20 protein-coding genes are annotated in these 24,238 nt (G+C 70.1%); 11 read left to right on the top strand and 9 right to left on the bottom strand.

Translation table 11 applies throughout. From position 1 onward, the window contains the following. Nucleotides 1-35: 35 nt before the first annotated feature. Complete coding sequence (locus WBG06_RS00285) at nt 36-644, top strand: TetR/AcrR family transcriptional regulator (RefSeq protein ID WP_336733965.1); 609 nt, start codon at nt 36-38, stop codon at nt 642-644. A gap of 34 nt (nt 645-678) precedes the next feature. On the opposite strand, the gene WBG06_RS00280 is transcribed toward WBG06_RS00285, so the two are convergent. Further along, the gene (locus WBG06_RS00280; protein WP_336733964.1) at nt 679-1,446 is read right to left on the bottom strand and encodes a glycerophosphodiester phosphodiesterase; all 768 of its coding nucleotides are present in this window, start codon (nt 1,444-1,446) and stop codon (nt 679-681) included. Between the two features lie 98 nt (nt 1,447-1,544). On the opposite strand from WBG06_RS00280, the gene WBG06_RS00275 reads away from it, so the two are divergent. Both WBG06_RS00275 and WBG06_RS00270 read left to right on the top strand, forming a co-directional pair. Then, nucleotides 1,545-2,867 (top strand): M20/M25/M40 family metallo-hydrolase, encoded by a 1,323-nt coding sequence (locus tag WBG06_RS00275; protein WP_336733963.1) that lies wholly within the window; start codon nt 1,545-1,547, stop codon nt 2,865-2,867. A 100-nt stretch (nt 2,868-2,967) separates the two neighbouring features. Continuing rightward, a complete protein-coding gene (locus WBG06_RS00270) occupies nt 2,968-5,880 on the top strand; it encodes a M36 family metallopeptidase (protein ID WP_336733961.1) in 2,913 nt (970 codons plus the stop codon). Between the two features lie 83 nt (nt 5,881-5,963). Here the strand turns inward: WBG06_RS00270 and WBG06_RS00265 are convergent, their stop codons facing one another. Genes WBG06_RS00265 through WBG06_RS00245 form a run of 5 tightly spaced genes read right to left on the bottom strand, consistent with a single transcriptional unit; the run spans nt 5,964 to nt 10,408 of the window. Next, nucleotides 5,964-6,521 (bottom strand): histidine phosphatase family protein, encoded by a 558-nt coding sequence (locus WBG06_RS00265; protein WP_336733959.1) that lies wholly within the window; start codon nt 6,519-6,521, stop codon nt 5,964-5,966. 55 nt (nt 6,522-6,576) lie between these two features. After that, complete coding sequence (locus tag WBG06_RS00260) at nt 6,577-6,759, bottom strand: DUF5703 family protein (protein WP_336735631.1); 183 nt, start codon at nt 6,757-6,759, stop codon at nt 6,577-6,579. 60 nt (nt 6,760-6,819) lie between these two features. Further along, the gene (locus tag WBG06_RS00255) at nt 6,820-8,178 is read right to left on the bottom strand and encodes an MFS transporter (protein WP_336733957.1); all 1,359 of its coding nucleotides are present in this window, start codon (nt 8,176-8,178) and stop codon (nt 6,820-6,822) included. Then, nucleotides 8,175-9,008 (bottom strand): SDR family NAD(P)-dependent oxidoreductase, encoded by an 834-nt coding sequence (locus WBG06_RS00250; protein ID WP_336733955.1) that lies wholly within the window; start codon nt 9,006-9,008, stop codon nt 8,175-8,177. Before WBG06_RS00250 ends, WBG06_RS00255 begins: the two co-directional genes overlap by 4 nt. Continuing rightward, complete coding sequence (locus WBG06_RS00245) at nt 9,005-10,408, bottom strand: flavin-containing monooxygenase (protein WP_336733953.1); 1,404 nt, start codon at nt 10,406-10,408, stop codon at nt 9,005-9,007. Before WBG06_RS00245 ends, WBG06_RS00250 begins: the two co-directional genes overlap by 4 nt. A gap of 151 nt (nt 10,409-10,559) precedes the next feature. Here WBG06_RS00245 and WBG06_RS00240 point away from each other — a divergent pair, with 151 nt between their 5' ends. After that, nucleotides 10,560-11,699 (top strand): helix-turn-helix domain-containing protein, encoded by a 1,140-nt coding sequence (locus tag WBG06_RS00240; protein WP_336733951.1) that lies wholly within the window; start codon nt 10,560-10,562, stop codon nt 11,697-11,699. 27 nt (nt 11,700-11,726) lie between these two features. Here WBG06_RS00240 and WBG06_RS00235 read toward each other — a convergent pair whose 3' ends face one another. After that, the gene (locus WBG06_RS00235) at nt 11,727-12,677 is read right to left on the bottom strand and encodes an aldo/keto reductase (protein WP_336733948.1); all 951 of its coding nucleotides are present in this window, start codon (nt 12,675-12,677) and stop codon (nt 11,727-11,729) included. A gap of 121 nt (nt 12,678-12,798) precedes the next feature. On the opposite strand from WBG06_RS00235, the gene WBG06_RS00230 reads away from it, so the two are divergent. Both WBG06_RS00230 and ilvA read left to right on the top strand, forming a co-directional pair. Continuing rightward, the gene (locus WBG06_RS00230; RefSeq protein WP_336733946.1) at nt 12,799-13,623 is read left to right on the top strand and encodes an undecaprenyl-diphosphate phosphatase; all 825 of its coding nucleotides are present in this window, start codon (nt 12,799-12,801) and stop codon (nt 13,621-13,623) included. 19 nt (nt 13,624-13,642) lie between these two features. Further along, on the top strand, nt 13,643-14,899 hold the full coding sequence (gene ilvA, locus WBG06_RS00225) for a threonine ammonia-lyase IlvA (RefSeq protein WP_336733944.1): 1,257 nt from the start codon (nt 13,643-13,645) through the stop codon (nt 14,897-14,899). A gap of 15 nt (nt 14,900-14,914) precedes the next feature. Here the strand turns inward: ilvA and corA are convergent, their stop codons facing one another. Next, entirely contained in the window at nt 14,915-15,895 is a 981-nt protein-coding gene (gene corA, locus WBG06_RS00220) for a magnesium/cobalt transporter CorA (protein ID WP_336733942.1), read from the bottom strand. A 65-nt stretch (nt 15,896-15,960) separates the two neighbouring features. On the opposite strand from corA, the gene WBG06_RS00215 reads away from it, so the two are divergent. The 4 genes from WBG06_RS00215 to mshC are packed head-to-tail and all read left to right on the top strand — an operon-like array spanning nt 15,961 to nt 19,392. Next, entirely contained in the window at nt 15,961-16,722 is a 762-nt protein-coding gene (locus tag WBG06_RS00215; protein WP_336735630.1) for an MSMEG_4193 family putative phosphomutase, read from the top strand. Nucleotides 16,723-16,731: 9 nt separating this feature from the next. Continuing rightward, on the top strand, nt 16,732-17,337 hold the full coding sequence (locus tag WBG06_RS00210; protein ID WP_336733940.1) for a DUF3090 domain-containing protein: 606 nt from the start codon (nt 16,732-16,734) through the stop codon (nt 17,335-17,337). Between the two features lie 4 nt (nt 17,338-17,341). Continuing rightward, nucleotides 17,342-18,127, top strand: a complete 786-nt coding sequence (locus WBG06_RS00205) for an SCO1664 family protein (protein ID WP_336733938.1) — start codon at nt 17,342-17,344, stop codon at nt 18,125-18,127. A gap of 32 nt (nt 18,128-18,159) precedes the next feature. Further along, complete coding sequence (mshC, locus tag WBG06_RS00200) at nt 18,160-19,392, top strand: cysteine--1-D-myo-inosityl 2-amino-2-deoxy-alpha-D-glucopyranoside ligase (protein ID WP_336733936.1); 1,233 nt, start codon at nt 18,160-18,162, stop codon at nt 19,390-19,392. Nucleotides 19,393-19,485: 93 nt separating this feature from the next. Here the strand turns inward: mshC and WBG06_RS00195 are convergent, their stop codons facing one another. Continuing rightward, complete coding sequence (locus tag WBG06_RS00195; protein WP_336733934.1) at nt 19,486-20,334, bottom strand: PAC2 family protein; 849 nt, start codon at nt 20,332-20,334, stop codon at nt 19,486-19,488. A 188-nt stretch (nt 20,335-20,522) separates the two neighbouring features. Here WBG06_RS00195 and metH point away from each other — a divergent pair, with 188 nt between their 5' ends. Then, nucleotides 20,523-24,233 (top strand): methionine synthase, encoded by a 3,711-nt coding sequence (gene metH / locus WBG06_RS00190; RefSeq protein WP_336733932.1) that lies wholly within the window; start codon nt 20,523-20,525, stop codon nt 24,231-24,233. Nucleotides 24,234-24,238 lie beyond the last annotated feature (5 nt).

The following is a 24,238-nucleotide window of genomic DNA, read 5'->3' as shown; positions in this document are numbered from 1 at the left end:
GGCGTCGGCAGAGTCATTCCCCGTACAGTGCGGGAATGGCTGCCGGACCTTCCCTGACGGAGCGACGCAAGCAGGCGACCCTCCTCGAGATCGCCGAGGCGGCGGCGGAACTGTTCGCCGCGCGCGAGACCAAGGACGTGACGGTGGAGGCGATCGCGGGTGCGGCCGGGGTCTCGATCCGTACGTTCTATCGCTACTTCCAGACCAAGGAGGAGGCGGTGACGCCGCTCCTGGCCATCGGTGCACGGGGATGGCAGACGGCGATCGCCGAGTCGAGCGCGGCGGATCTCCGCGGCGCGATCGGCGAGGCGATCACCGCCACCTTGAACCTCGACAGCGATGAGGACCGCCAGGCGTTGGAACGTACGCGTGGTCTGCTGCGGGCGACGATGCAGGACCAGCGGCTCGCGGCGGTGTGGCGGCGGGTCAACGGAGAGTCCGAGGAGCGGCTGCGCGACCTGATCGCGGCTCGGAAACCCGATGCCGACCCGTTCGCCGTGCGGCTGCTGGCCGCCGCGGCGACCGATGCGATCCGGGTGACGTTCGAGCACTGGGCCGCTGTGGACGATGCCTCGGTGGTCGACCCGGTGACGCGGGCCGCCACCGCCTTCGACCAGCTCTCCGCGGGGATCGACGGTCTCTGACCGTCGGTCTGGGAGGTCAGGGATCTCAGGGAGGTCAGGCCGGCAGGAGGGCCCTGGCGGGGTGGTTGCTGGTGACCATCCAGACGCGGTTGTCGTGCACGAATCGACGCAGCCGGCCCGGGTTGTCGACGGTCCAGACGAGGACCTTGATGTTGCGGCGGTGGGCCCAGCGCAACAGCCAGGCGTCGGCGAGGCGCTGCTCGACGACGACCAGGTTGGAGCGACACCGGCGGATGCGGCTCTCGGGGAAGAACTCGGAGAGCTTCAGCCTGAGCAGCTTGAACGGGTGGTGGCGGAAGTCGACGCCGCCGAGGGAGAGGCCGACGAGCGTGGAGGGGGAACGGAGGTCGGCCCAGTCGCGCAGGACGCGTACGGACTCGTCGACCATGGTGGTCACGATGAAGCTCTCGTCCATCACCTCGAGGGCGATCTCGGCGGCGTCGATCTCGTGCGGGAGGCCGAGGTGGTGGGCGGGGGAGGCGAACTTGAGGTCGATGTGGGCGTGCTTGCCGTGGGCGGCGAGCAGCTCGAGGGCGTCCCGGTAGCGCACCAGGCGGAACGGCACGAGCCGCGAGAGCGCGGCGTACGTCCTGTCCTTGATCGTGATCCGGCGCCCGAGGCGGTCGCGGACATGGCTGTCGTGGTGGAGGACGAGCTCGCCGTCGCGGGTGCGGTGGACGTCGAACTCGACGTAGTCGACCTCCATCCGGACGGCCTCGAGAAGCGACTCCCAGGAGTTGTCACGGTGCCCCGACTGACGCGCCGCGGCGCGGTGGGCGGAGAGGAGGGCACGTTTCTGCACGCGTCCATGGAAACCTGCGCGTCCGACGGCACCGAAATCCTCAGGTTTCGCATAGGTGGACGTCAGGGGTCGGTTCGGTCGGTCGATACGGTGGCCATATGACCAGCGCCGAGACCGAGGTCGTCGACCTCTGCCGTGACCTGATCCGCATCGACACGAGCAACTACGGAAACGACCCTGGCCCCGGGGAGCGGAAGGCGGCCGAGTACGTCGCGGCGCAGCTCGACGAGGTCGGGATCACCTCCGAGATCTACGAGTCCGAGCACGGCCGCGCCTCGGTCGTCGCGCAGTGGGGCGGCTCGGCGGGTGACGGACTCCTCCTCCACGGCCACCTCGACGTCGTTCCGGCCGCGGCCGAGGACTGGCAGGTCGACCCGTTCTCCGGGGAGATCCAAGACGCCCCGGGAGAAGGGCCCAGCGTCTGGGGCCGGGGCGCGGTCGACATGAAGGACTTCGACGCGATGCTGCTCGCGGTCGTCCGCGAGCGCCAGCGCACCGGGCGGGTCCCGGAGCGGCCGATCACCCTCGCCTTCACCGCCGACGAGGAGGCCGGCGGGATGAAGGGTGCTCACGTGCTCGTCGAGGACCACCCCGACCTGCTGGCGCACTGCACCGAGGCGGTCGGTGAGGTCGGTGGCTTCTCGACAACGGTCCGTGGCAAGCGGCTCTACCTCATCGAGGCGGCCGAGAAGGGCATGGCCTGGATGAAGCTGACCGCCCGGGGCACCGCCGGCCACGGCTCCATGATCAACCGCGACAACCCGATCACCAGGCTGTCCGGGGCGATCGCCCGCATCGGTGCCCACGAGTGGCCGGTGCAGCTGACCCCGACGATGCAGACGCTGCTGGCCGCGGTCGGCGAGATCGCGGGGGAGGAGCCGACCCCCGAGAACGCCGAGCGGCTCGTGGAGGAGTTCGGCCCCGCCGCCCGGATGATCGGCGCCACGCTGCGCAACGTCACCAACCCGACCATGACCAGCGCCGGCTACAAGGTCAACGTCATCCCCACCGAGGCCACCGCCCATGTCGACGGCCGCTTCCTGCCCGGTTTCGAGGACGACTTCTTCGAGACCCTGCGCAAGCTGTGCGGCGAGGGGATCGACATCGAGTTCGACCAGAACCAGATGCCGTGGGAGACGCCCTACGACGGGGCGCTCGTCGCCGCGATGGAGCGCTCGCTGATCGCCGAGGACCCCGACGCCCTCGTCGCCCCCTACCTGATGAGCGCCGGCACCGACGCCAAGCACTTCAAGCGGCTCGGGATGAGGACCTACGGCTTCGCGCCCCTACGGCTGCCCGAGGAGCTCGACTTCACCGCCCTCTTCCACGGAGTGGACGAGCGGGTGCCGGTCGACGCGCTCCAGTTCGGGGTGCGTGTCATGGACCGCTTCCTGGATGAGATCGGTCCGGGCAAGGTCTGAGAGGCAAACTTCTCGCCGAACACCCCTTCACCGAGGTCGGTTCCTGATAGGTCTGGGCGGCTGCGAGCAACCGCTCGCCACTCACACATCAGGAGTGACGATGGATTCCTCACGTATTCATCGGAGGGCCTACGGACGGATCGCCGTTGCCGGTGTCACCACACTGGCTGCTGCTTCCGCTCTCGGGTTCACCGCGACCACCGCAACCGCGGCCGGGCCGGGCCACGCCCAACCCAGCGACCCGCTCGTCACCGAGCACCACGACGCCGACCGGCGCGACGGGACTGCCAAGCCGACCGCCCGTCAGCGCTCGGCGGCGGCCGCAGCCCCCGCAGACGTACGCTGGAACGCGCTCGGGACGCCCGCGTCCGTCGGTCCGGCGAAAGCCCTGGCCAGCGGCCTGAGCGGCAGCCCGACCGAGCGCGCACTGGACTATCTGGCCGACAACGACGACCTCTACGGCCTCTCCGCCGCCGAGGTCGCGTCGTTGGAGAAGGTCCTGGTCAAGCGCATCGGCGAAGGGACGGTGGTCACGCTGCGACAGAGGTTCGGTGATCTGCCTGCGGGCCACGACGGCCTGGTCTCGGTGCTGCTGCACCAGGACAAGGTCGTCCGCGTCACCTCCTCCCTCGCGCGGGACACCTCGGCGCCGGCCGCGGCGACCCTCTCGGAGAGCGAGGCGGTCGCCAAGGCGCTCGCCGACGTCGACATGGCCGCGGGCGAGGCCGGCGAGCCGGCGGTGCGCGAGGTCGCGGTCCCGACCGCGGACGGGGCACGCGCTGCGTACGAGGTCGTCTTCTCCTCGACCGAGGGCGCCGAGCCGGAGGCCTACACCTCCTTCGTCGATGCGCGCAACGGTGAGGTGCTGGTACGCACCGACGACGTCGACCACGACTCCGACAACCCGACCTGGTCGGTCTTCCCGGCAACCCCGCCGGCCGACGGCCAGGACACCCGGGTGCAGTGGTGCGCGACGCCGATCGCCGGATGCGCGCGGGCGGTGAGCGAGGCCGCGGGCGGCAATCCCTGGGACCTCGACCTGCTGACCGGCGAGACCACCAACACCACGGCCGGCAACTCGGCCGACAACGTCATCCGGTGGACCGACGCGTCCAGCGACAAGCGTCCGACACCGGCGTCCGACCGCAACTACCGCTACGCGTTCACCGACCAGTGGGCGAAGTCGAAGTGCGACCCGGCGGTGTTCGAGAGCGAGCAGCGCAACGACTCGGACGCGGCGGTCAGCAACCTCTTCGCGATGCACAACCGGATGCACGACTTCTCCTACCACCTCGGCTTCACCGAGGACGCGTGGAACATGCAGCGGGTCAACCTGAGCGGCGCCACCGGCGCGGGCGACCCCGAGATCGGGCGCGCGCAGTCGGGCGCCATCGCCGGGAGCCGCAACAACGCCAACCAGGGCACCGGTCGCGACGGTCTCCCGCCGACGACCAACATGTACCTGTGGCAGCCGATCGCGGGCAGTGCGTACCCGCCGTGCGTCGACGGGGACTACGACATGACCGTCATCGGCCACGAGTACACCCACGCGATCACCAACCGGATGATCGCCGGACCGGACGCCGGCGTCGGCGGTCCGCAGGGCGGTGCGATGGGCGAGTCGTGGGGCGACCTGATCGCCGGTGAGTATCTCTTCGAGTCCGGCTATCGCGCGCCGGGCGTCTCACCGTGGGTCACCGGTGCCTACGTGACCGGCAACGAGGAGAACGGCATCCGTTCCTATGCCTTCGACAGGAGCCCGCTCAACTATTCCGACGTCGGCTACGACCTGGTCGGACCGCAGGTGCACGCTGACGGCGAGATCTGGTCGGCGACCCAGCTTCGGGTGCGCAAGGCGTTCGTCAAGCGCTACGGGGAGGGCTCCAAGGCGCTCAACGAGCAGTGCGCCGCCGGCGAGGTCGAGGCCACCGAGTGCCCGGGCGGGCGACGCTGGGTGCAGCTGATGTTCGACTCGTTCCTGCTGCAGGCGACCAGCCAGCCGAGCTTCATCGACATGCGCGACAACATGCTGGCGGCCGACCTGGTCCGCTTCGGCGGCGCGAACCAGGACATTCTCTGGAACGCGTTCGCCGAGTCCGGTCTCGGACGGGACGCCACGTCGACCTCGGGTGCCGACACCGACCCGGTGCCGTCCTTCGCCTCCTCCTACGCCAAGAACGCGACCGTCCGTCTCCGCCCGGTCGGCAACGTGAACGGCCCGGTCAAGCTCTACGTCGGTGACTACGAGGCCCGCTCGACGCCGGTCGCCGACACCGATCCGGCCACCGAGCTCGGCGACACCTTCTCGATCGTGCCCGGCACGTCGTTCCGCTTCGTCGCGGTCGGCGCGGGCGCGGGAGCGCACCGGTTCACCAAGGCGTTCCCGGCGGGATCGAGCAGCGAGCTCAAGCTGAACCTCCCGCGGAACCTGGCTGCCTCGGCAGCGGGTGCGAGCGTCAGCGGCGACGGGATCAACCTCGACAAGCTGATCGACGAGACCGAGGGCACCAACTGGGCCTCGCGTGACGGCGTCCGGGGCAAGCAGGTCACCGTGGACCTGGCCGGCGCCGACCCGCAGACGGTCAAGCAGGTCAACGTCTCGGCGCTGCTGCGTCCGGCGATCGCGGGCGACGTCGACGACGGCACCCAGAACCGGTTCAGTGCGCTACGGTCCTTCGCCATCCTGACCTGCGACGACACCGTCTCGGACTGTGCGACGGGGGTGGGTTTCGAGGAGGCCTACCGAAGCCCGGCGGACGCGTTCCCGGCCGGCAGGTTCCGGCCGACCTCGCCGAAGCTGAACATGCGGTCGTTCGCGATCCCGCCGACCAAGGCCACGCACGTACGCATCATGGTGGTCGACAGCCAGTGCACCGGCAACCCGCTCTACGCAGGTGAGCAGGACAACGATCCCAACGCCGCGACCGACTGCGGCGAGAACAGTGCGTTCTCCGACTTCGTACGGATCTCGGAGCTGCAGGTGTTCAACGCGGTGCCGAAGCTGACGCCGTAGCGAGACCACTCGTGAGCCGGTCCTGACGTGTCAGGACCGGCTCACGCCGTCTGGTGCTTCTTGAGCAGTAGTCGCCGTTTGGCTCAGATCGGCAGGACGACCTCGGCGTTGAAGGTCTCCACCACGGGCTCGCCGGCGATGTTGGGGCCGATGCTGGTCAGGGTGGCGTTGCCGATCGGGCCGATCCGCATCCAGGTCGCGGTCGGGGCGTTGAGTACCTGGCGTACGAACCAGGAGATCACGAACGCGTGGCTGACCAGCACGATCTCCTCGTCGTGGTGCTCGAACCAGAGCTTGTGCCAGGCGTCGGTGAGGGCGGTGCCGTCGGGGTCGCGCTCGGCCTCGGGGACGTCTTCAAACCACTCCCAGCGGTGCGTCGGGTAGTCGCCGCGCCGCTCGGGTGACGGCACCGGGGTGCGGTCGGCGAGGAGCTCGGAGGGCGTGGCGCCGGCGCCGAGGATCTCGGTGAGGATGCAGGCCGTCTCAGACGTACGCCGGCTCGGGCCGTGCAGGATCTGGCGGACCGGCCGGAAGGCCAGGCGGTTGGCGAGGGCGTGGACCTGGCGGCGGCCGAGGTCGGAGAGACCGGGATCGGCTTGGTCCCCGCCGGCGGCCTCGCCGTGACGTACGAGATGGATCACTCGATCGACCCTAGTTCGCTTTCTCCCGACGTCGGCGATGACGCCCCGAGAGACCTCAGAGGAGCGTCAGCCGCTGCCGGATGATCTTGCGCCGAAGCGTCACCCGGCGGGTGCCGTCGGCAGCGATCCGGACCCGGTCGAGCTCCCAGCCGCCGTGCTCGGCGCGCTCGACGAGGAGCTTGGTGACGATGTTGCGGGAGAACTCACGCGAGAAGATCACCTTGTCGTACTCCCACATCACTCCCGGGCGGGGCGGACGGCGTTCGGCTCGGGCCAAGGCAGCACTCCTTCTGATGGACTACTCAGGAGAACCAGTGTGCCCAACCAGGTGTTCCCGGTCGAGGGTGCAACGTCGCTGGATGAACCAGGCGATGGACATCAGGACCGCTGGCACGGCGGTGAACCCGATCAGCACGGCGTCGACCGCGCCCGCGGTCTGCGGCACGCTCTCCCCGTCGACGGCGGCCGCGAACCCGCCGATGGCGAGGACCGCGGAGTAGACGTAGGGCCCGACCGCGGTGCCGACCGCCTCGGTGGCGGTCCATACGCCGGTGTAGGCGCCGGCGCGGGACTGACCGCGCCGCTCCGCGGCGGCCACGGCATCGGGAACCATCGAGAAGGCCAGCAGCTGCAGGCCGGCGAAGGATGTACCGAGGACGACCACGACAGCCACGGTCAGCGCGGTGGGCAGCCGGTCGCCGGCTGCCAGGGTGAGGGTGCCGAGGACGAACATCGTCTGCGCGAGCAGCAGTCCCTTCTGCTTGCCGATCATCCCGGAGAGCCGCAGCCACAAGGGTGAGGCGACCATGGCCGGACCCAGGAAGGCACCCATCAGGACCGCTGTGATGCCCGAGCTGCCGAGCACGTGCTCGGCGTAGAACGGGACCGCGGCGAGCACCAGGTGGGTGGTGGCGCCGGTGAACAGGTAGGAGAGCACGAGCAGCCGGAAGTCGCGGTCGCCCCACGCCAGCCGGAGGTCGGCGAGGACGGATTGCGAGTGCGCCGCAGGCTCGCGGAACCCGCACGTGGCGTTCAGACGGCGTACGCCGCGGATCGCGACCAGGGCCGTCACCACCATGACGAGCGCGAAGACCAGCGCCATCCGGGTGTAGCTGTCGCGCTGCTCGTCGGAGACCAGGATCGGCGCCACGACACCCGCGGCCAGCAGGCCGACGGTGAGCATCACCATGCGGACCATGAAGACGCGCGTACGCTCGTGATAGCCGACCCGCAGGTCCGAAGGCGTGGTCAGGTAGGGGACCTGGAAGGCCGCGAAGCAGACGTTGCCGACGACGTACCAGACAGCCACCCACAGTGCGGCCGGGGTGCCGTGCAGGCCCCCGGGGACGGTGAACATCGCGACCATGGCGAGCCCGAGCAGCAGGCCCCAGCGCATCACGCCGCGACGGTGGCCGTGCCGGCGGGCCTCGCGGTCCGAGAGCGTGCCGAACACCGGGTGGATCACCGCGTCGATGATCTTCGGAGCCAGCAGCGCCAGGCCCGCCACCAGCGGGGAGACGCCAAGGGTGTTGGTGAGGAAGTAGAGCAGCAGCAGTCCGGGGACGGTGACCCAGGCGCCCATCCCGAGCGACCCGGTGGCGTACTGCAGCAGCGGGCCGCGCCCGGCCCGCGTCGCCTCCAGCTCGGTCGCGGTCACGCGCCGGCCTCGGCGTGACGCTCCACGGCAGGCGCGGCGAGCTCGGCCGTGCCGAACGCCCCGGACCGGATCCGGGACGCGAAGGTGCGGGCCACGATGCGGTCGGTGAGCGCCGGCAGGTGACGCGCGAGGAAGAGCTCCGCTGCTCCGCGCCGGGTGGTGGGCAGGTCACGTCGGGCACGCCGGGACAGCGCGGCCCGCACCACGGTGGCGACGACGCCTTCGAGCGGCTCGTACGAGCTCATCCCCTCCAGCGAGAGGCCGGCCCTGGCGGTGGAGTCGTGGATCGGGCTACGCACGGCCGAGGGATAGACGCAAGTGACGCCCACGTGGGTGCCGAGCTCGAGGCGGAGCGCGTCGGCGTAGGCGACCATGGCACGTTTGGAGGCACCGTACGCCGCAGCGAGCGGGAGCTGCATGACGGCCATCCTCGAGGTGACCATCACCACCCGGCCGCGGGAGGCGACCAGGGCAGGTACGCAGGCCGCGCTGACCCGCCAGGTGCCGAGCAGGTTGATGTCGAGCTGGCGGCGTACCTCGGTGCCCGGGGCGAGCTCGGCGGGTGCCGGGCCGCCGATGCCGGCGTTGTTGATCAGTACGTCGAGACCGCCGAGCCGCTCCAGCGCGGTCGCGACGGCGGCGGGCACGGCGTCGTCGTCGGTCAGGTCGCAGGCGATGACGGGCACGGGGTCGTCCTCGCGGGGCGCGACGTCGAGCCCGATGACGTGCGCCCCTCGCGAGGTCAGGTCCTGGGCGAGCGCCCGGCCGAAGGTGCCGGAGGCGCCGGTGATCAGGACGCGAAGACCGGTCGCATCGCGCAGGCTGCTCATGTCGTGACCTCATCGGTGGTGGTGACGGTGGATGCGGGCCGCGGCTGCAGGGGGACCAGCCGCGACACGTGGGGGGAGGCGCCGGCATCGAGGCGTCTGCGGCCGGCCCTCAGCTCGCCCGGGACCGAGGCGAGGTAGGCGTCGAAGTCGATGCGCATCGCCGGTCGTTTCTCGCCCCAGCGGGCGCGCGCCTCGCGCAGCGCCCGGTCGGCGAGGCGGCGGCGCTCGGCGTCTTCCGGTAGGGCGTACGTCCCGCCGAGATGCGCCGCGACGAGCTTGGCCTGTGCCTCGACGACCGGCAGCGCGGCCCCGGTGGACTGCATCAGGCCGACGAAGGCCAGGGTCGGGTCGTCGAGGTGGAAGACGCGGTGGTGGAGCTGCAGCTTCTCCGGGTCCGCACCCAGCCAGCGCTCGGAGAGGAAGGGGATGGTCACCCGGTAGCCGGTGGCCCACACGATGGTGTCGATCCTGTCGGTGCGGCCGTCGGTGAAGACCACATGATCACCGTCGAGGCGCTCGATCCCGGGGCGGGGGACGACCTCGCCGTGGGTGAGGCGGTGCAGGATCGTGTCGCTGATGGTCGGGTGGTTCTGGAACAGCCCGCCCGCCGGGGCGGGCAGGCCGTAGTCCTCGGGGCGGCCCACAGCGACGCGCAGCATCGTCTCCGCCAGGCGCTGACGCATACGCCAGGGGAGGCCGGCGATGGCACCGCCGGTGGCGTCGGCGGGACGGCCGAAGAGGTACTTCGGGACGATGTGGACGCCGTGACGGGCCGAGAGCAGCACCGGCGCGGCGGTGACGTAGGAGGCGTCGACCGCGATGTCCATCGCGGAGTTGCCCATCCCGACGACGAGCACGCGACGGTCGCGGAAGATCTCCGCGTCGCGGTAGTCGTGGGCGTGCATCTGCACGCCGGCGAACCTGCCGGGATAGCCGGGCGAGGGCCAGCGCGGGTCCCAGTTGTGCCCGTTGGCGACGACCACCGCGTCGTACTGCTCCGAGGTCCCGTCCGCGCAGGTCACGGTCCAGGTGCCGGCGGAGGGGCCGGAGTCCTCCCGCTCGACGCCGACGACGGTGGCACCGAACCGGATCCGCTCGGTCACCCCGAAGGTGTCGGCGTAGTCGGCGAGATAGACGGCCACCAGCTCCGCCGAGGGGTAATCCACCCAGTCGGCCGGCATCGGATGATCGACGAACTCGGTGCGGCCTTTGCTGGTGTTGAGGTGGAGCGAGTCGTAGGCGGGGGAGAGGCCGCTGCTGTTGTGCTGGTTCCACAGCCCACCCGGCCGGTCACCCTTCTCGTACGTCACGACCTCGGCCCCGACGTCGAGCAGGGCCTTGGTGGTGGCCAGGCCGGCGGCTCCGGCGCCGATGACGGCGACGCGGACGGGCTTCGTCATGCGTACGTTCTCCTCGTTATGGCCTCGCGGCACCACGGCCGTGTGGTGGCTGCCACAACATTAGGTCTCCTCGACGATCGTCGGACTGGCGACGATCACCGATCTGACGGCGTGGATTGTGGCCGGCCACAATCCACGCGATGATCGGGCCATGCCCACCCGACCACGTGACTGGGAGCCCGTCGTCGACCTCATCGAACGGGTGCTGGCCGACGACGACCTGCTTCCTGCGGTCGTCGCCGCGGTGCGCAGCCACGTCGAGGAGTCGGCCACCCTGCCCGTCTCCGACATCACCGGCCATACCCGGGTGCTTCTCACCGCTGCCGGCCGCGCCGTGGCCGCTCGCCGTGCGCCGACCGAGGCGGAGCTGACCGTCGTCGAGCAGCTCGCCGTCAACCGGGCGCGCCAAGGCATCCCCATCGACGTGGTGCTCGGCTCGGTGCGCATCTCCGAGCGGGCCATCTGGGCACGCACCCGCGAGCTCGCCGAGGCGGCCGGGATCCCCGCCGACACCCTCCTGGACGCCCGTGAGCTCTATGACGACTGGGCCGATGCCGTACGCACCCGGCTGATCCGCGCCCACCGCGAGACTCCGCGGGCCCATCGCCCCTGGGACCGTGACGCGGAGTCGATGCGACGCCTCCTCGAGGGCGGCTCCGCTGCCGCGCTCACCGCCGCCGAGCTGGGTTTCGCAGCCGGGGCCGGGCTGTGGGTGCTCGTCACCCGCCCCGACGATACCGCGTCCACCGCCGCGGTGCGTCGCCTCGCCGACGGCACCGGTCCCGGGCTGGCCGCCACAGTCGGGGACACCCTGGTCGCGGTGCTGTCGAGCCCGCCGACCTTCCGTCCCAGCAGCACCGATCACCGCAGCCCGGTCGTCGGGATCGCGGGCCCGGTGGCGGCCGAGGAGCTCGGGGTCGCGCACCGGCTGGCCGTCGCCGCCGTCCCGGCGGCCGAGGCGTCCGGCCTGTCCGGGCCGGTCCACATCAGCGACGTCGCGCCGATCGCCGCACTGCTCTCGCGTGCCGATCTCGCCGCCGCCCTCACGGCCCACCACCGCGCCGCGCAGGAGGAACTCGGCGCCACCGCCGAGGCCGTGGCCCAGACCGTACGCGCGTGGCTGGAGGCCGATCGGGAGGCCTCGGTCGTCGCGCGCACGCGATTCATCCACGAGAACACCGTCCGCAACCGCGTCCAGCGGTTCGCCGCCGTCACCGGGATCGACCCGCACAGCACCTTCGGTGGGATCACCGCGTGGTGGCTGTGCCGGGCCTGGACGGCCGACGGCTGACCCGGTGCCTGCGCCTGGCAGGCAGGTTCAGACGGCGGAGACGTCGTCGAGGGCGAGCGCGATCTCGGGCGGCAAGGTGAGCTCGGCGACCTGCAACGCCTCCTTGAGCTGCGCGGCGGTGCGGGCTCCGAGGATCGGCGCGGTGACGCCGGGGCGGTCGCGCACCCAGGCCAGCGAGACCTGCAGCGGCGTCCACTCCAGGCCCTCGGCGGCCTTCGCGACGGCGGTGACGATCCCGCGGGAGCGCTCGTCGTCGTAGGCATCGACCCGGGCCGAGAAGTTCGGGTCGGCACCGCGGGACTGCGAAGGGATGCCGGTGCGGTACTTCCCGGTCAGCACGCCGCCCGCCAGCGGCGACCAGGCCAGCAGACCCATCCCCATCGCCTCGGCGGCCGGCAGCACCTCGTATTCGATGTCGCGGGCGAGCAGCGAGTACTCCACCTGCGTCGAGGCCAGCGTCGCCCGCCCCGGCACGGCGCGCTGCCAGGTCGCCGCCTGGGCGCTCTGCCATCCGCTGTAGTTGGAGACACCGACATAGGCGGCGCGGCCGCTGCTCAGCGCCATGTCGAGGGCCGAGAGCGTCTCCTCGAGCGGCACCTCGGACGACCAGACGTGCACCTGCCACAGGTCGACGTGGTCGACGCCGAGTCGCTTCAGCGAGGCGTCGAGGCCGGTCAGCAGTCCACCGCGGGAGGTGTCCACTCCCCGGTCGCCGCCACGCCAGGTGATCCCGCCCTTGGTCGCCACGACCACGTCGTCGCGGGCGACGACACCCTCGGCGAGGAGCGAGCCGAGCAGCGCCTCGGAGGCGCCGTCGCCGTAGCCCGCCGCGGTGTCGACGAGCGTGCCGCCGGCCTCGGTGAAGCCGGCCAGCTGCTCACGGGCCTCGTGCTCATCGGTCACGCTGCCCCAGGTCATGGTGCCCAGGGCGAGAGACGAGACTCGCAGCCCAGTGGCTCCGAGGAGTCGGCTCTGCATGAGGACAATCTATCCGGGCCCTCCGCGCCGCCCCGGCCGGACACGCTGGCAGTGACGGCCGACACTCCGGCGGGGAGGCGACGGTCGGGCGCTGCGTACATGCCCCTTAGAGTGTCCGCCCGTGGATTATCTGCAGGCGATCGCACTGGGCGTTCTTCAGGCACTCACCGAGTTCCTGCCCATCTCTTCGAGCGCGCACCTGCGCATCTTCCCCGAGCTGTTGGGCTGGGGAGACCCCGGTGCGGCCTTCACCGCCGTCATCCAGATCGGCACCGAGCTGGCCGTGGTGGTCTACATGTGGCGCAACATCCGCGACATCATCGTGACCTGGTTCCGCAGCCTCTTCAACCCGGAGCTGCGCAGCCACACGGACGCCCGGATGGGCTGGTTCATCATCGTCGGCTCGATCCCGATCGGGGTGGCCGGCGTCGTGCTGAAGGACATCATCGAGCACGACCTGCGCAGCCTGTACATCGTCGGAACCATGCTCATCGTCATGGGCATCGTGCTCGGGATCGCGGACCGGATCGGGGCGAACCGCAAGCAGTTCGACGACCTGTCCTGGCGGGACGCGATCCTGATGGGCTGCGCCCAGGCCTGTGCGCTGATCCCCGGCGTCTCGCGCTCGGGGGCGACGATCTCGATGGGACGCGCGCTCGGCTACGAGCGCGCCACGGTGACCCGCTACGCCTTCCTGCTGGCGCTGCCGGCGGTCTTCGGGGCGGGTCTGTTCGAGATGGGCGAGATCTCCCACGGCGCCAACCTCTACGGCTGGGGACCGACGATCGTCGCCACGATCGTCTCGTTCGTCCTCGGCTATGCCGTGATCGCGTGGCTGCTCAAGTACCTCTCCCACCACACCTACACCCCCTTCGTGATCTACCGGGTCGTCCTCGGACTCACGGTTCTGGTGCTTCTCGGCGCGGGTGTGCTCACCGAGTGGTGATCGTGACAAACTCAGGCATGTGTCTGAGTCTGGCAAGAAGCCTGCCGTAACACCCGCTGCGATCGAGGAAGCCGCCGCGCGCACGATCGCCACGCGCACCGCGGTCGAGCGCTCGGTCAGACTCTCGGAGAGGTACGCCGCCGAGGTGCTGCTCAAGCGCGAGGACCTGCAGCTCGGGCGGTCCTACAAGGTCCGCGGCGCCTACAACCTGATGAGCTCGCTGGCCCCCGAGGAGCTCGAGCGCGGCGTCGTGTGTGCCTCCGCCGGCAACCACGCCCAGGGTGTGGCGATCTCCTGCGCTCGCCTCGGCGTGCCCGGGCAGATCGTGGTGCCGACCAACACGCCCAAGCAGAAGCGCGACCGGATCACCGCCCTCGGCGGGTCGCACGTCACGCTGACCCTGCACGGCTCGACCTACGACGAGGCCTCCGCCTACGCCTACGAGCTGGGGCGCGGACTGGGTGCCACCTACGTCTCCGCCTTCGACGACCCGCGCACGATCGCCGGGCAGGGCACGGTCGGCTACGAGCTGACCTCGCAGGTCTCCTCGCCGCTGGACGTCCTCCTGCTGCCCGTCGGCGGTGGCGGGCTCGCCTCGGGCGTCGCGACCTGGGTGCGCGAGGTCTGGCCGCAGACCCGGATCATCGGGGTCGAGCCCGAGGGCGCCGCGTCGATGGCCGCCGCGATCGAGGCCGGTGGGCCGGTGCGCCTGGACACGCTCGACACGTTCGTGGACGGCGCCGCGGTGGCGACCGCGGGGAAGGTGACGTACCCGATCGTCAAGGAGGTCGTCGACGAGCTCGTCTCGGTGCCGGTCGGCGCGATCTGCGTGGAGATGCTCGAGCTCTACCAGACCGAGGGGATCATCGCCGAGCCCGCCGGGGCGCTCGCCGTGGCCGCCCTGGGGCAGATCGACCTGCGTGGCGCGACCCGCGTCGGTGCGGTCCTCTCCGGCGGCAACAACGACGTCTCCCGCTACGCCGACGTGCTCGAGAGGGCACTGATCCACCAGGGTCTGCGCCACTACTTCCTGGTCTCGTTCCCGCAGGCCCCCGGCGCGCTGCGCGGCTTCCTCGACGACGTCCTGGCCGACGGGGAGGACATCGTCGTCTTCGAGTACGTCAAGAAGTCCAACCGCGAGCACGGCCCCGCACTGATCGGCATCGACCTCGACTCCGCCGACGGGCTCGACGGCCTGCTGGAGCGGATGGGCGCCAGCGACCTGCTCATCGAGCGGATCGAGCCGGACTCACCGCTGTTCACGTTCTTGCACTAGGCAGCGACTTCGCACCTAGAACCAGCCGGACTTCCGGAAGAAGACCCACAGCCCGGTCACGACGGCGACCATGAGCAGCAGCGCGAACGGGTAGCCGAACCTCCAGTCCAGCTCGGGCATGTGCGTGAAGTTCATCCCGTAGATCCCGGCGATCAGGGTGGGCACCACGACCAGGGCGGCACCGGCGGAGATCCGGCGCATGTCCTCGTTCTGCTGCAGCGAGAGCTGGGCCAGGTGGGCCTCGAAGGCCGAGGAGAGCAGCGTCTCGAGGTTCTCGATCGCCTCCACGATGGAGGAGAGGTGGTCGAGCACGTCACGGAAGTAGGGGCGCAGATCGGGGTCGATCCCGCCCTCCCCGTTGGCGAAGCGGCGCACCGGCTCACGCAGCGGCATCACCGCGCGGCGTACCTCTGCGATCTCGCGGCGCAGCCGGTAGATCCGGGCGGAGTCGTGGGTGCGCTCGTCGGAGAAGACCGAGGTCTCGACCTCGTCCACGTCCTTGGTGAGCTCGTTCGCGACGTCCACGTAGCCGTCGACGATGTAGTCGACGACGGCGTGGACCGCGGAGTAGGGGCCCTCGGTGAGCAGGTGCTCGTCGCTGGTCTCCAGCAGCTCGCGGGCCGGGGTCAGCCGGGAGCCGCGGCCGTGGCGGACCGTGATCACGTAGTCCGCACCGATGAAGAAGGCGACCTCGCCGGTCTCGACGGCGTCCTCGGCGTCGACGTACCACAGCGTCTTGACGACGAGGAACATCCCGCCCTCGTAGCGCTCCAGCTTCGGCCGCTGGTGGGCGGCCAGCGCGTCCTCGACCGCGAGGGGATGCAGACCGAACGCCCCGGCGACCTCGTCGAGCTCGTACTGGCTGGGCTGATAGAGCCCGAGCCAGACGAAATCGCCCTCGTCCTTCACCCCGCTGCGCAGCGTCGCGTAGTCGTGAGGAGCGCAGTCGGCCTGTTCGCGCGCACCGGCGCGGTAGAGAGCGCTGTCGACGATCACGTTGTCAGGTTAGGGCATGCCGGGGGCCTTCGCGGTTGTCGATAGTCTCGGCCATCGTGGCGACGATGATCCTGGTGAGACACGGCCGTACGACGGCGAACGCATCCGGCATGCTGGCCGGCCGGCTTCCCGGAGTGAGGTTGGACGAGCGTGGCCTGGAGCAGGCACGCACGGCCGCCGATCGGATCGCGCCGGTCCCGCTCGCGCTGGCCGTCACCAGCCCGATGGAGCGCTGCCAGGAGACGCTGTCGGCCATCCTGGACGGTCGCGCGGACCTCCCGCCCGTCGTCGTCGAGGACGGTGTCTCCGAGTGCGACTACGGCGAGTGGCAGGGTGAGAAGCTCGCGTCGCTGGCGCGGCGCAAGCTCTGGAAGACGGTCCAGACCCAGCCCTCCGCGGTCACCTTCCCCGGTGGCGAGTCGATGCCCGCGATGCAGGCCCGAGGAGTCGAGGCCGTACGCCGCCACGATGCCGCCGTCACGGCGGCCCACGGCGACTCGGCGGTCTGGCTGTGCGTGAGCCACGGGGACCTCATCAAGGCGATCCTGGCCGACGCGCTCGGCATGCACCTGGACCTCTTCCAGCGGCTGCACGTCGACCCGGCCTCGATCTCCGTGGTCCGCTACGGCGAGGGGCGTCCCTCCGTCCTCGCCACGAACACCCACGCCGGCGACCTCTCCTGGCTGGCTCCCCAGGGCTCGTCCAAGCGGGCTGCCTCGAAGAAGGGCCGCAAGCCGTCGCGGCGCCGCAACGACGACGCCGTCGTCGGCGGTGGCTCGGGTCCCGAGGACGGATTGGCTGTGAACGATCTGGGCGGTGCTGGATAAGGTTTGAGCATGCCTGTGATGCACGCCTTCGACCCGCCCGAGCGATTCGTCGTCGGAACCGTCGGCGAGCCCGGGTCACGTACGTTCTTCCTCCAGGCGCGTGAAGGAGCACGAGTCGTCTCCGTGGCCCTGGAGAAGCAGCAGGTCACCGTGCTCGCCGAGCGGCTCGACGAGCTCCTCGACGAGGTGATGCGCTCGGCCCCCGCCGTGGTCCCGGCGATCGCGCCCTACGACCTCGATGACAACGGGCCGCTGGAGCAGCCGATCGAGGAGGAGTTCCGGGCAGGCACCATGACGCTGGCCTGGGATCCCGACGTCGACAAGGTCGTGCTCGAGGTCTTCCCGATCAGCGAGAGCGAGATCATCGCCGAGGTCGACGAGTCCGGCCAGCTGGTCGACGAGGACGCGGTGGCGGCCATCGAGCTGGACGAGCCGGAGCCCGACGAGGTGCTCCTGGTGCGGTTCGACCCGGGCAACGCCCGTGCCTTCGTCAAGCGTGCCGAGGCGGTGCTGGGCGCTGGGCGTCCCAACTGCCCGTTCTGCGGCAACCCGATCGACCCCGAAGGCCACCTGTGCGTCCGGGCGAACGGGTTCAAGCGGCGCGACCCGGTCTGATCCGGTGGACTCGGCCCCAGATGTCGCGCCCGGCGTCCCGGAGAGCACCGGGACGCTCGAGCTCGTCGGTCGGCTGACGACGGCCTCCAACGCGACCTTCCTGGCCATGCTCGGCGAGACCGAGGTGGTCTACAAGCCGATCGCGGGGGAGCGGCCGCTGTGGGACTTCCCCGACGGGCAGCTCGCGCACCGCGAGGTCGCCTCCTACCTGGTCTCCCAGGTGCTCGGTTGGTCGGTGGTCCCCGAGACCTGGCTCGGTGAGGGGCCGCACGGCCCAGGGATGATCCAGCGCTGGATCCACGCCGACGAGACCGTCGAACCGGTCACGATCGTGCCGGAGGGGGAGGTTCCGTCCGGCTTCCTGAAGGTCTTCGACGGCTTCGACGAGCACGACCGGGTCGTCACCCTGGTCCACGAGGACACCCAGGTGCTGCGGCGGATGGCCGTCTTCGACGCGATCACCAACAATGCTGACCGCAAGGGCGGTCACATCCTGCCGCTGGCCGACGGGCGCCGCTACGGCTGCGACCACGGGCTGACCTTCCACGACGAGCCGAAGCTGCGCACCATCCTGTGGGGATGGCGAGGGTTGTCCTTCTCCGAGGAGGAGCTCTCCGGAGTCCGGGCGGTCCTCGCCGGGCTGTCTGGTTCCCTGGGGCGGGAGCTGGCCGCATACCTCACCGGGAGGGAGGTCGAGGCGCTCGGTCTGCGTTGCGAGCGACTGCTTGCTGAGGGCGTTTTTCCGCGCCCGGAGCACGACCGCCATGTCATCCCGTGGCCGCCGTTCTGAGACAGGTGAGGTCCGCCAAGTAGGCTGCACCCATGCGCGCATGGTCTGCACCCGATGTCCCAGAACTGTCCGTCAAAGGGCCCGAGGTGCAGCTCTATGACCATCAGCGGGATGCGGTCGTCTCGACGGAGGGTCAGGGCCGCCGATCGCTCTACGTCTGTGGCATCACGCCCTACGACGCGACCCACATCGGCCACGCCAACACCTACGTCGCCTTCGACCTGCTCCACCGGGCGTGGTTGAACGCCGGCTACGAGGTCGGCTACACCCAGAACGTCACCGATGTCGACGACCCGCTCCTCGAGCGGGCCGACAAGGTCGGGATCGAGTGGGAGGCGCTCGCCGAGCGCGAGACCGAGCTCTTCCGGCAGGACATGGAGGCGCTGCGGGTCGTACCGCCGCAGAACTACATCGGCGCCGTCGAGTCGATCCCGCTGGTGGTCTCCCTGATCGAGGAGCTCGAGCAGGCCGGTGCGGTCTACAAGGTCGACGAGGACGTCTACGCCTCGGTGGCGGTCGACGACGCCTTCGGCGAGGAGTCGCGGATGTCTCGTGAGGAGATGCTCGAGCTCTTCGGCGAGCGCGGCGGCGACCCCGAGCGGGCCGGGAAGAAGGACCCGCTCGACCCGCTGCTGTGGCGTGCCGAGCGCCCCGGCGAGCCGGCCTGGCCCTCACCCTACGGTCCCGGTCGACCCGGCTGGCACATCGAGTGCACCGCGATCGCCCTGGAGCACCTCGGCGCCGGGTTCACCGTCCAGGCCGGTGGCTCCGACCTCGTCTTCCCGCACCACGAGATGTCCGGCTCCCACGCCCGCTCGGCGGGCAAGGAGTTCGCCGAGATCTACACCCACGGCGGGATGGTGGCCTACGACGGCCACAAGATGTCCAAGTCGCGCGGCAACCTCGTCTTCGTCTCCGCCCTGCGCAACTCCGAGATCGACCCGATGGCGATTCGGCTGGTGCTCCTGGGCCACCACTACCGCGACGACTGGGAGTGGACCGACGCCAAGCTCTTCGACGCCGTCGACAAGGTCGCCGAGTGGCGCAAGGCCGTTGCCCTCGGCCGTGGCGCGCCCGCGGCCCCGGTCGTCGAGACGGTACTCGGTGCTCTGGCCGACGACCTGGACGCTCCGCGCGCGGTCGAGGCCGTCGATGCCTGGGTCGCCGCCACCCTCGGCGAGGGTGGTCTCGCCGAGACCTCCGACGCCCTCGCCGGCGAGACGATCACCGAGCTCGTCGACGCGGCGCTGGGCATCAAGCTCTAGCCGAGACGTCGCTTAGGTCGGCCGAGGCGTCATCGCATGACGCGTCGGCCGACGCGAGCGACGCTTCGGCCGACGCGGGTGACGCTTCGGCGGTCAGGAGTCGTCGGTACGCCGCTTGAGGTAGCGCTCGAACTCCCGGGCGATCGCGTCGCCGGAGGCCTCGGGGAGGTCGGCGGTGTCGCGGGCCTCCTCCAGGGAGCGTACGTAGTCGGAGACGTCCTCGTCCTCCTCGGCGAGGTCGTTGACGCCGCGCTCCCAGGCTCGGGCGTCCTCGGGGAGGTCGCCGAGGGGGACGGAGCACTGCAGCAGGTCCTCGAGCTGGTTGATGATCGCGAGGGTGGCCTTGGGGCAGGGCGGCGCGGCGACGTAGTGCGGGACGGCGGCCCAGTAGGAGACCGCGGGGATGTCGGACTGGACGCAGGCCTCTTGCAGGACCCCGACGATGCCGGTGGGGCCTTCGTAGGAGGGCGAGTCGAGCTTGAGCCGGTCGACGAGGTCGGGCTCGGTGGCGGTGCCGGAGACCTGGATCGGTCGGGTGTGCGGGGCGTCGGCCAGGAGCGCGCCGAGGGTCACCACGAGCTGTCCGCCGAGCTCGTCGACGCACTCCAGGATCTCGCCGACGAACTGCTTCCAGCGCATGTTGGGCTCGATCCCGCGGACCAGGATGATGTCGCGGTCCAGGTCGGGCGGGGAGCAGACGGCGACCTGGGTGGTGGGCCACGTGATGGAGCGGAAGCCGTTCTCGTCGGTGCCGGTGACCGGCCTGTTGACCTGGTAGTCGTAGAAGTCCTCGGGATCGATCTCGGCCACGACCCGCGCGTGCCAGACCTCCATCAGATGGTCGACGGTGCCGGAGGCGGCGTCGGCCGCGTCGTTCCATCCCTCGAACGCGGCGATCACCACAGGATCGACCAGGTCGCGGGTCTCTTCGATCTCGATCACATCTCCACCCTAGTCATGAGGACCAGCCCGACGGCGTCGTTCACCCGCCGTACACCTCATGAATTCCCACCTGGTGGACCGGCGGTGTCAGGATGCGGAATGAGATGGCGTTGTCCAGACACCGAGGCCGTAGCGTGTCCAGGCAAAGCCTGAGCACACCAGCCTGCCCGCCGGGAGAGGAAACTAGAGTGAGTCTGCGCCCTGATGTCACCGAGACCCTGACTGCCACCCTCGAGGAGCGGATCATGGTGCTCGACGGTGCGATGGGCACGGCGATCCAGCGTGATCGTCCCGACGAAGCCGGCTACCGCGGTGAGCGGTTCAAGGACTGGCACACCGACCTGATCGGCAACAACGACCTGCTGAACCTGACCCAGCCGCAGATCATCGAGGGCATCCACCGCGAATACCTCGAGGCCGGCGCGGACATCATCGAGACCAACACGTTCAACGCCAACGCGGTCTCGCTCAGCGACTACGACCTGGCCGATCTGGCCTACGAGATCAACTTCGAGGCCGCTCGCCTGGCGCGCGCGGCCGCGGACATCTACTCCACGCCCGAGAAGCCGCGCTACGTCGCCGGCGCGCTCGGTCCGACGACGCGTACGGCCTCGATCAGCCCTGACGTGAACGATCCCGGCGCCCGCAACGTGACCTACGAGCAGCTCCGCGACGCCTACGCCGAGGCGACCCGCGCGCTCCTCGAGGGCGGCTCGGACCTGATCTTCATCGAGACCATCTTCGACACCCTCAACGCCAAGGCCGCGATCTTCGCCGTGCAGCAGGTCTTCGAGGAATACGGCCGACGCTGGCCGGTCGTCATCTCCGGCACCATCACCGACGCGTCCGGCCGCACGCTGTCCGGGCAGGTCACCGAGGCGTTCTGGGATTCCGTACGCCACGCCGACCCGCTCCTCGTCGGCCTCAACTGTGCGCTCGGCGCCCAGGAGATGCGCCCCTACATCGCCGAGCTGGCGAGGATCGCGGACGCGTTCGTCTCCTGCTACCCGAACGCGGGGCTGCCCAACGCCTTCGGCGAGTACGACGAGGGCCCGAGCGACACCGCGGGCCATGTCCACGAGTTCGCCACCGCCGGGTTCGTGAACCTGGTGGGGGGCTGCTGCGGCACCACCCCGGCCCACATCGCCGAGATCGCCAAGCAGGTCGAGGGTGTCGAGCCGCGCAACGTCCCCACCGTGGAGCCCGCGCTGCGGCTCTCCGGGCTGGAGCCGTTCAACGTGACCGAGGAGAGCCTCTTCGTCAACGTGGGGGAGCGGACCAACATCACCGGGTCGGCGAAGTTCCGCAACCTGATCAAGGCCGGCGACTTCGACACCGCGCTGTCCGTGGCCGCTCAGCAGGTCGAGAACGGTGCCCAGGTCATCGACGTCAACATGGACGAGGGCATGATCGACGGGGTCGCGGCGATGACCCGGTTCCTGACGCTGATCGCCTCCGAGCCCGACATCAGCCGGGTGCCGATCATGATCGACTCCTCCAAGTGGGAGGTCATCGAGGCCGGTCTCAAGCTCGTCCAGGGCAAGCCGATCGTCAACTCGATCTCGCTCAAGGAGGGCGTCGAGTCCTTCGTCGAGCACGCCGAGCTGTGCAAGCGCTACGGCGCCGCCGCGGTCGTGATGGCCTTCGATGAGGACGGCCAGGCCGACTCCTACGAGCGTCGCATCGCGGTCTGCGAGCGGGCCTACCGGATCCTGGTGGACGAGGTCGGCTTCGACCCCGAGGACATCATCTTCGACCCCAACGTGTTCGCGGTCGCGACCGGCATCGAGGAGCACGCGACCTACGGCGTGGACTTCATCGAGGCGGTCCGCTGGATCAAGCAGAACCTCCCGGGTGCCAAGGTCTCCGGCGGCATCTCGAACGTGAGCTTCTCGTTCCGTGGCAACAACCCGGTGCGCGAGGCGATCCACGCGGTCTTCCTCTACCACGCGATCGAGGCGGGCCTGGACATGGGCATCGTCAACGCCGGCGCCCTGGTGCCCTACTCCGAGGTCGACCCGGAGCTGCGCGACCGCATCGAGGACGTCGTGCTCAACCGGCGCCCCGACGCCGCCGAGCGGCTGCTGGAGATCGCCTCGCGGTTCAACAAGGACACTCCCGAGGCGGAGGCCAAGGCCGAGGCCTGGCGCGAGCTGCCGGTCGGCGAGCGGATCACGCACGCACTGGTCAAGGGCCTGGACGCCTACGTCGAGGCCGACACCGAGGAGCTCCGCGCCGAGATCTCAGCTCGCGGCGGTCGTCCGATCGAGGTCATCGAGGGCCCGCTGATGGACGGCATGAACGTCGTCGGCGACCTGTTCGGCGCCGGGAAGATGTTCCTCCCGCAGGTGGTCAAGAGCGCCCGGGTGATGAAGAAGGCTGTCGCCTACCTGATCCCGTTCATCGAGGCCGAGAAGCAGCCCGGTGACGCCGAGACCAAGAACGGCACCATCGTGATGGCGACCGTCAAGGGCGACGTCCACGACATCGGCAAGAACATCGTCGGCGTGGTGCTGCAGTGCAACAACTACGAGGTGATCGACCTCGGCGTGATGGTGCCGGCGCAGAAGATCCTCGACGCCGCCAAGGAGCACGACGCCGACATCATCGGTCTCTCCGGCCTGATCACGCCGTCGCTGGACGAGATGGTCGGCTTCGCCACCGAGATGCAGCGGGTCGGGCTCGACCTGCCGCTGCTGATCGGCGGTGCCACCACCTCGCGAGCCCACACGGCGGTCAAGATCGACAAGGCCTACGACGGTCCCGTCGTCTGGGTCAAGGACGCCTCCCGATCGGTGCCCACCGCCGCGGCCCTGCTCGACGCCGGCCGGCGCGAGAAGCTGATGGCCGAGATCAAGGACGACTACGACTCGCTGCGCGCGCGCCACGCGGAGCGGCGCGAGCGGGTCTCCCTGACCCACGTCCAGGCGAAGGCCAACAAGCCCGAGATCGACTTCTCGACGCTGCCCGCCGAACCTGCACAGCTGGGTGTGCACACGCTGCTGGACTATCCGATCGCCGAGCTGCGCGACTACATCGACTGGCAGCCGTTCTTCAACTCGTGGGAGATGAAGGGGCGCTTCCCCGACATCCTCAACAACCCGGCGACCGGTGAGGCGGCGCGCAAGCTCTTCGACGACGCCCAGGCGATGCTCGACAAGATCATCGAGGAGAAGTGGATCGAGGCGCGCGGCGTCTACGGTCTCTTCCCGGCGAACTCGACCGGTGAGGACGTGGTCGTCTACACCGACTCCTCGCGCACCGAGGAGCGGGCGACGCTGTTCCAGCTCCGTCAGCAGGGCCAGCACCGAGACGGCATCTCCAACAAGTCGATGGCCGACTTCGTCGCGCCGGTCGGCGCGGGTCCGGACCACGTCGGCGCCTTCGCGGTGACCGCCGGGATCGGTCTGCCCGACCGCGTCAAGGCGTTCAAGGACGACCTCGACGACTACTCCGCGATCATGCTCGAGGCGCTCGCCGACCGCCTCGCCGAGGCATTCGCTGAGCGGCTCCACCAGCGCGTACGCACCGAGTTCTGGGGCTACGCCGCCGACGAGGCCGATGGCGCGCTGACCAACGAGGACCTGATCGCCGAGAAATACACCGGCATCCGACCCGCCCCAGGCTACCCGGCCTGCCCCGACCACACCGAGAAGCAGACCATCTGGTCGTTGCTCGACGTCGAGAAGCAGACCGGCATCGAGCTCACCGAGTCGATGGCGATGTGGCCCGGCGCCTCGGTCTCCGGTCTCTACTACGCCCACCCGGACTCGCAGTACTTCGTCGTCGGCCGCATCGGTCAGGACCAGGTCGCCGACTACGCCAGGCGCAAGGGCTGGACGATGACCGAGGCGGAGCGCTGGCTGTCGCCGAACCTGGGCTACGACCCGGAGGACTGAGTCTC

The organism is Nocardioides sp. CCNWLW239, assembly GCF_037137035.1.
In the GTDB taxonomy this organism is placed as follows: Bacteria; Actinomycetota; Actinomycetes; order Propionibacteriales; family Nocardioidaceae; genus Nocardioides.
The sequence above is the reverse complement of the archived record's forward strand: the minus strand, read 5'-3'. Positions and strand labels throughout refer to the sequence as shown.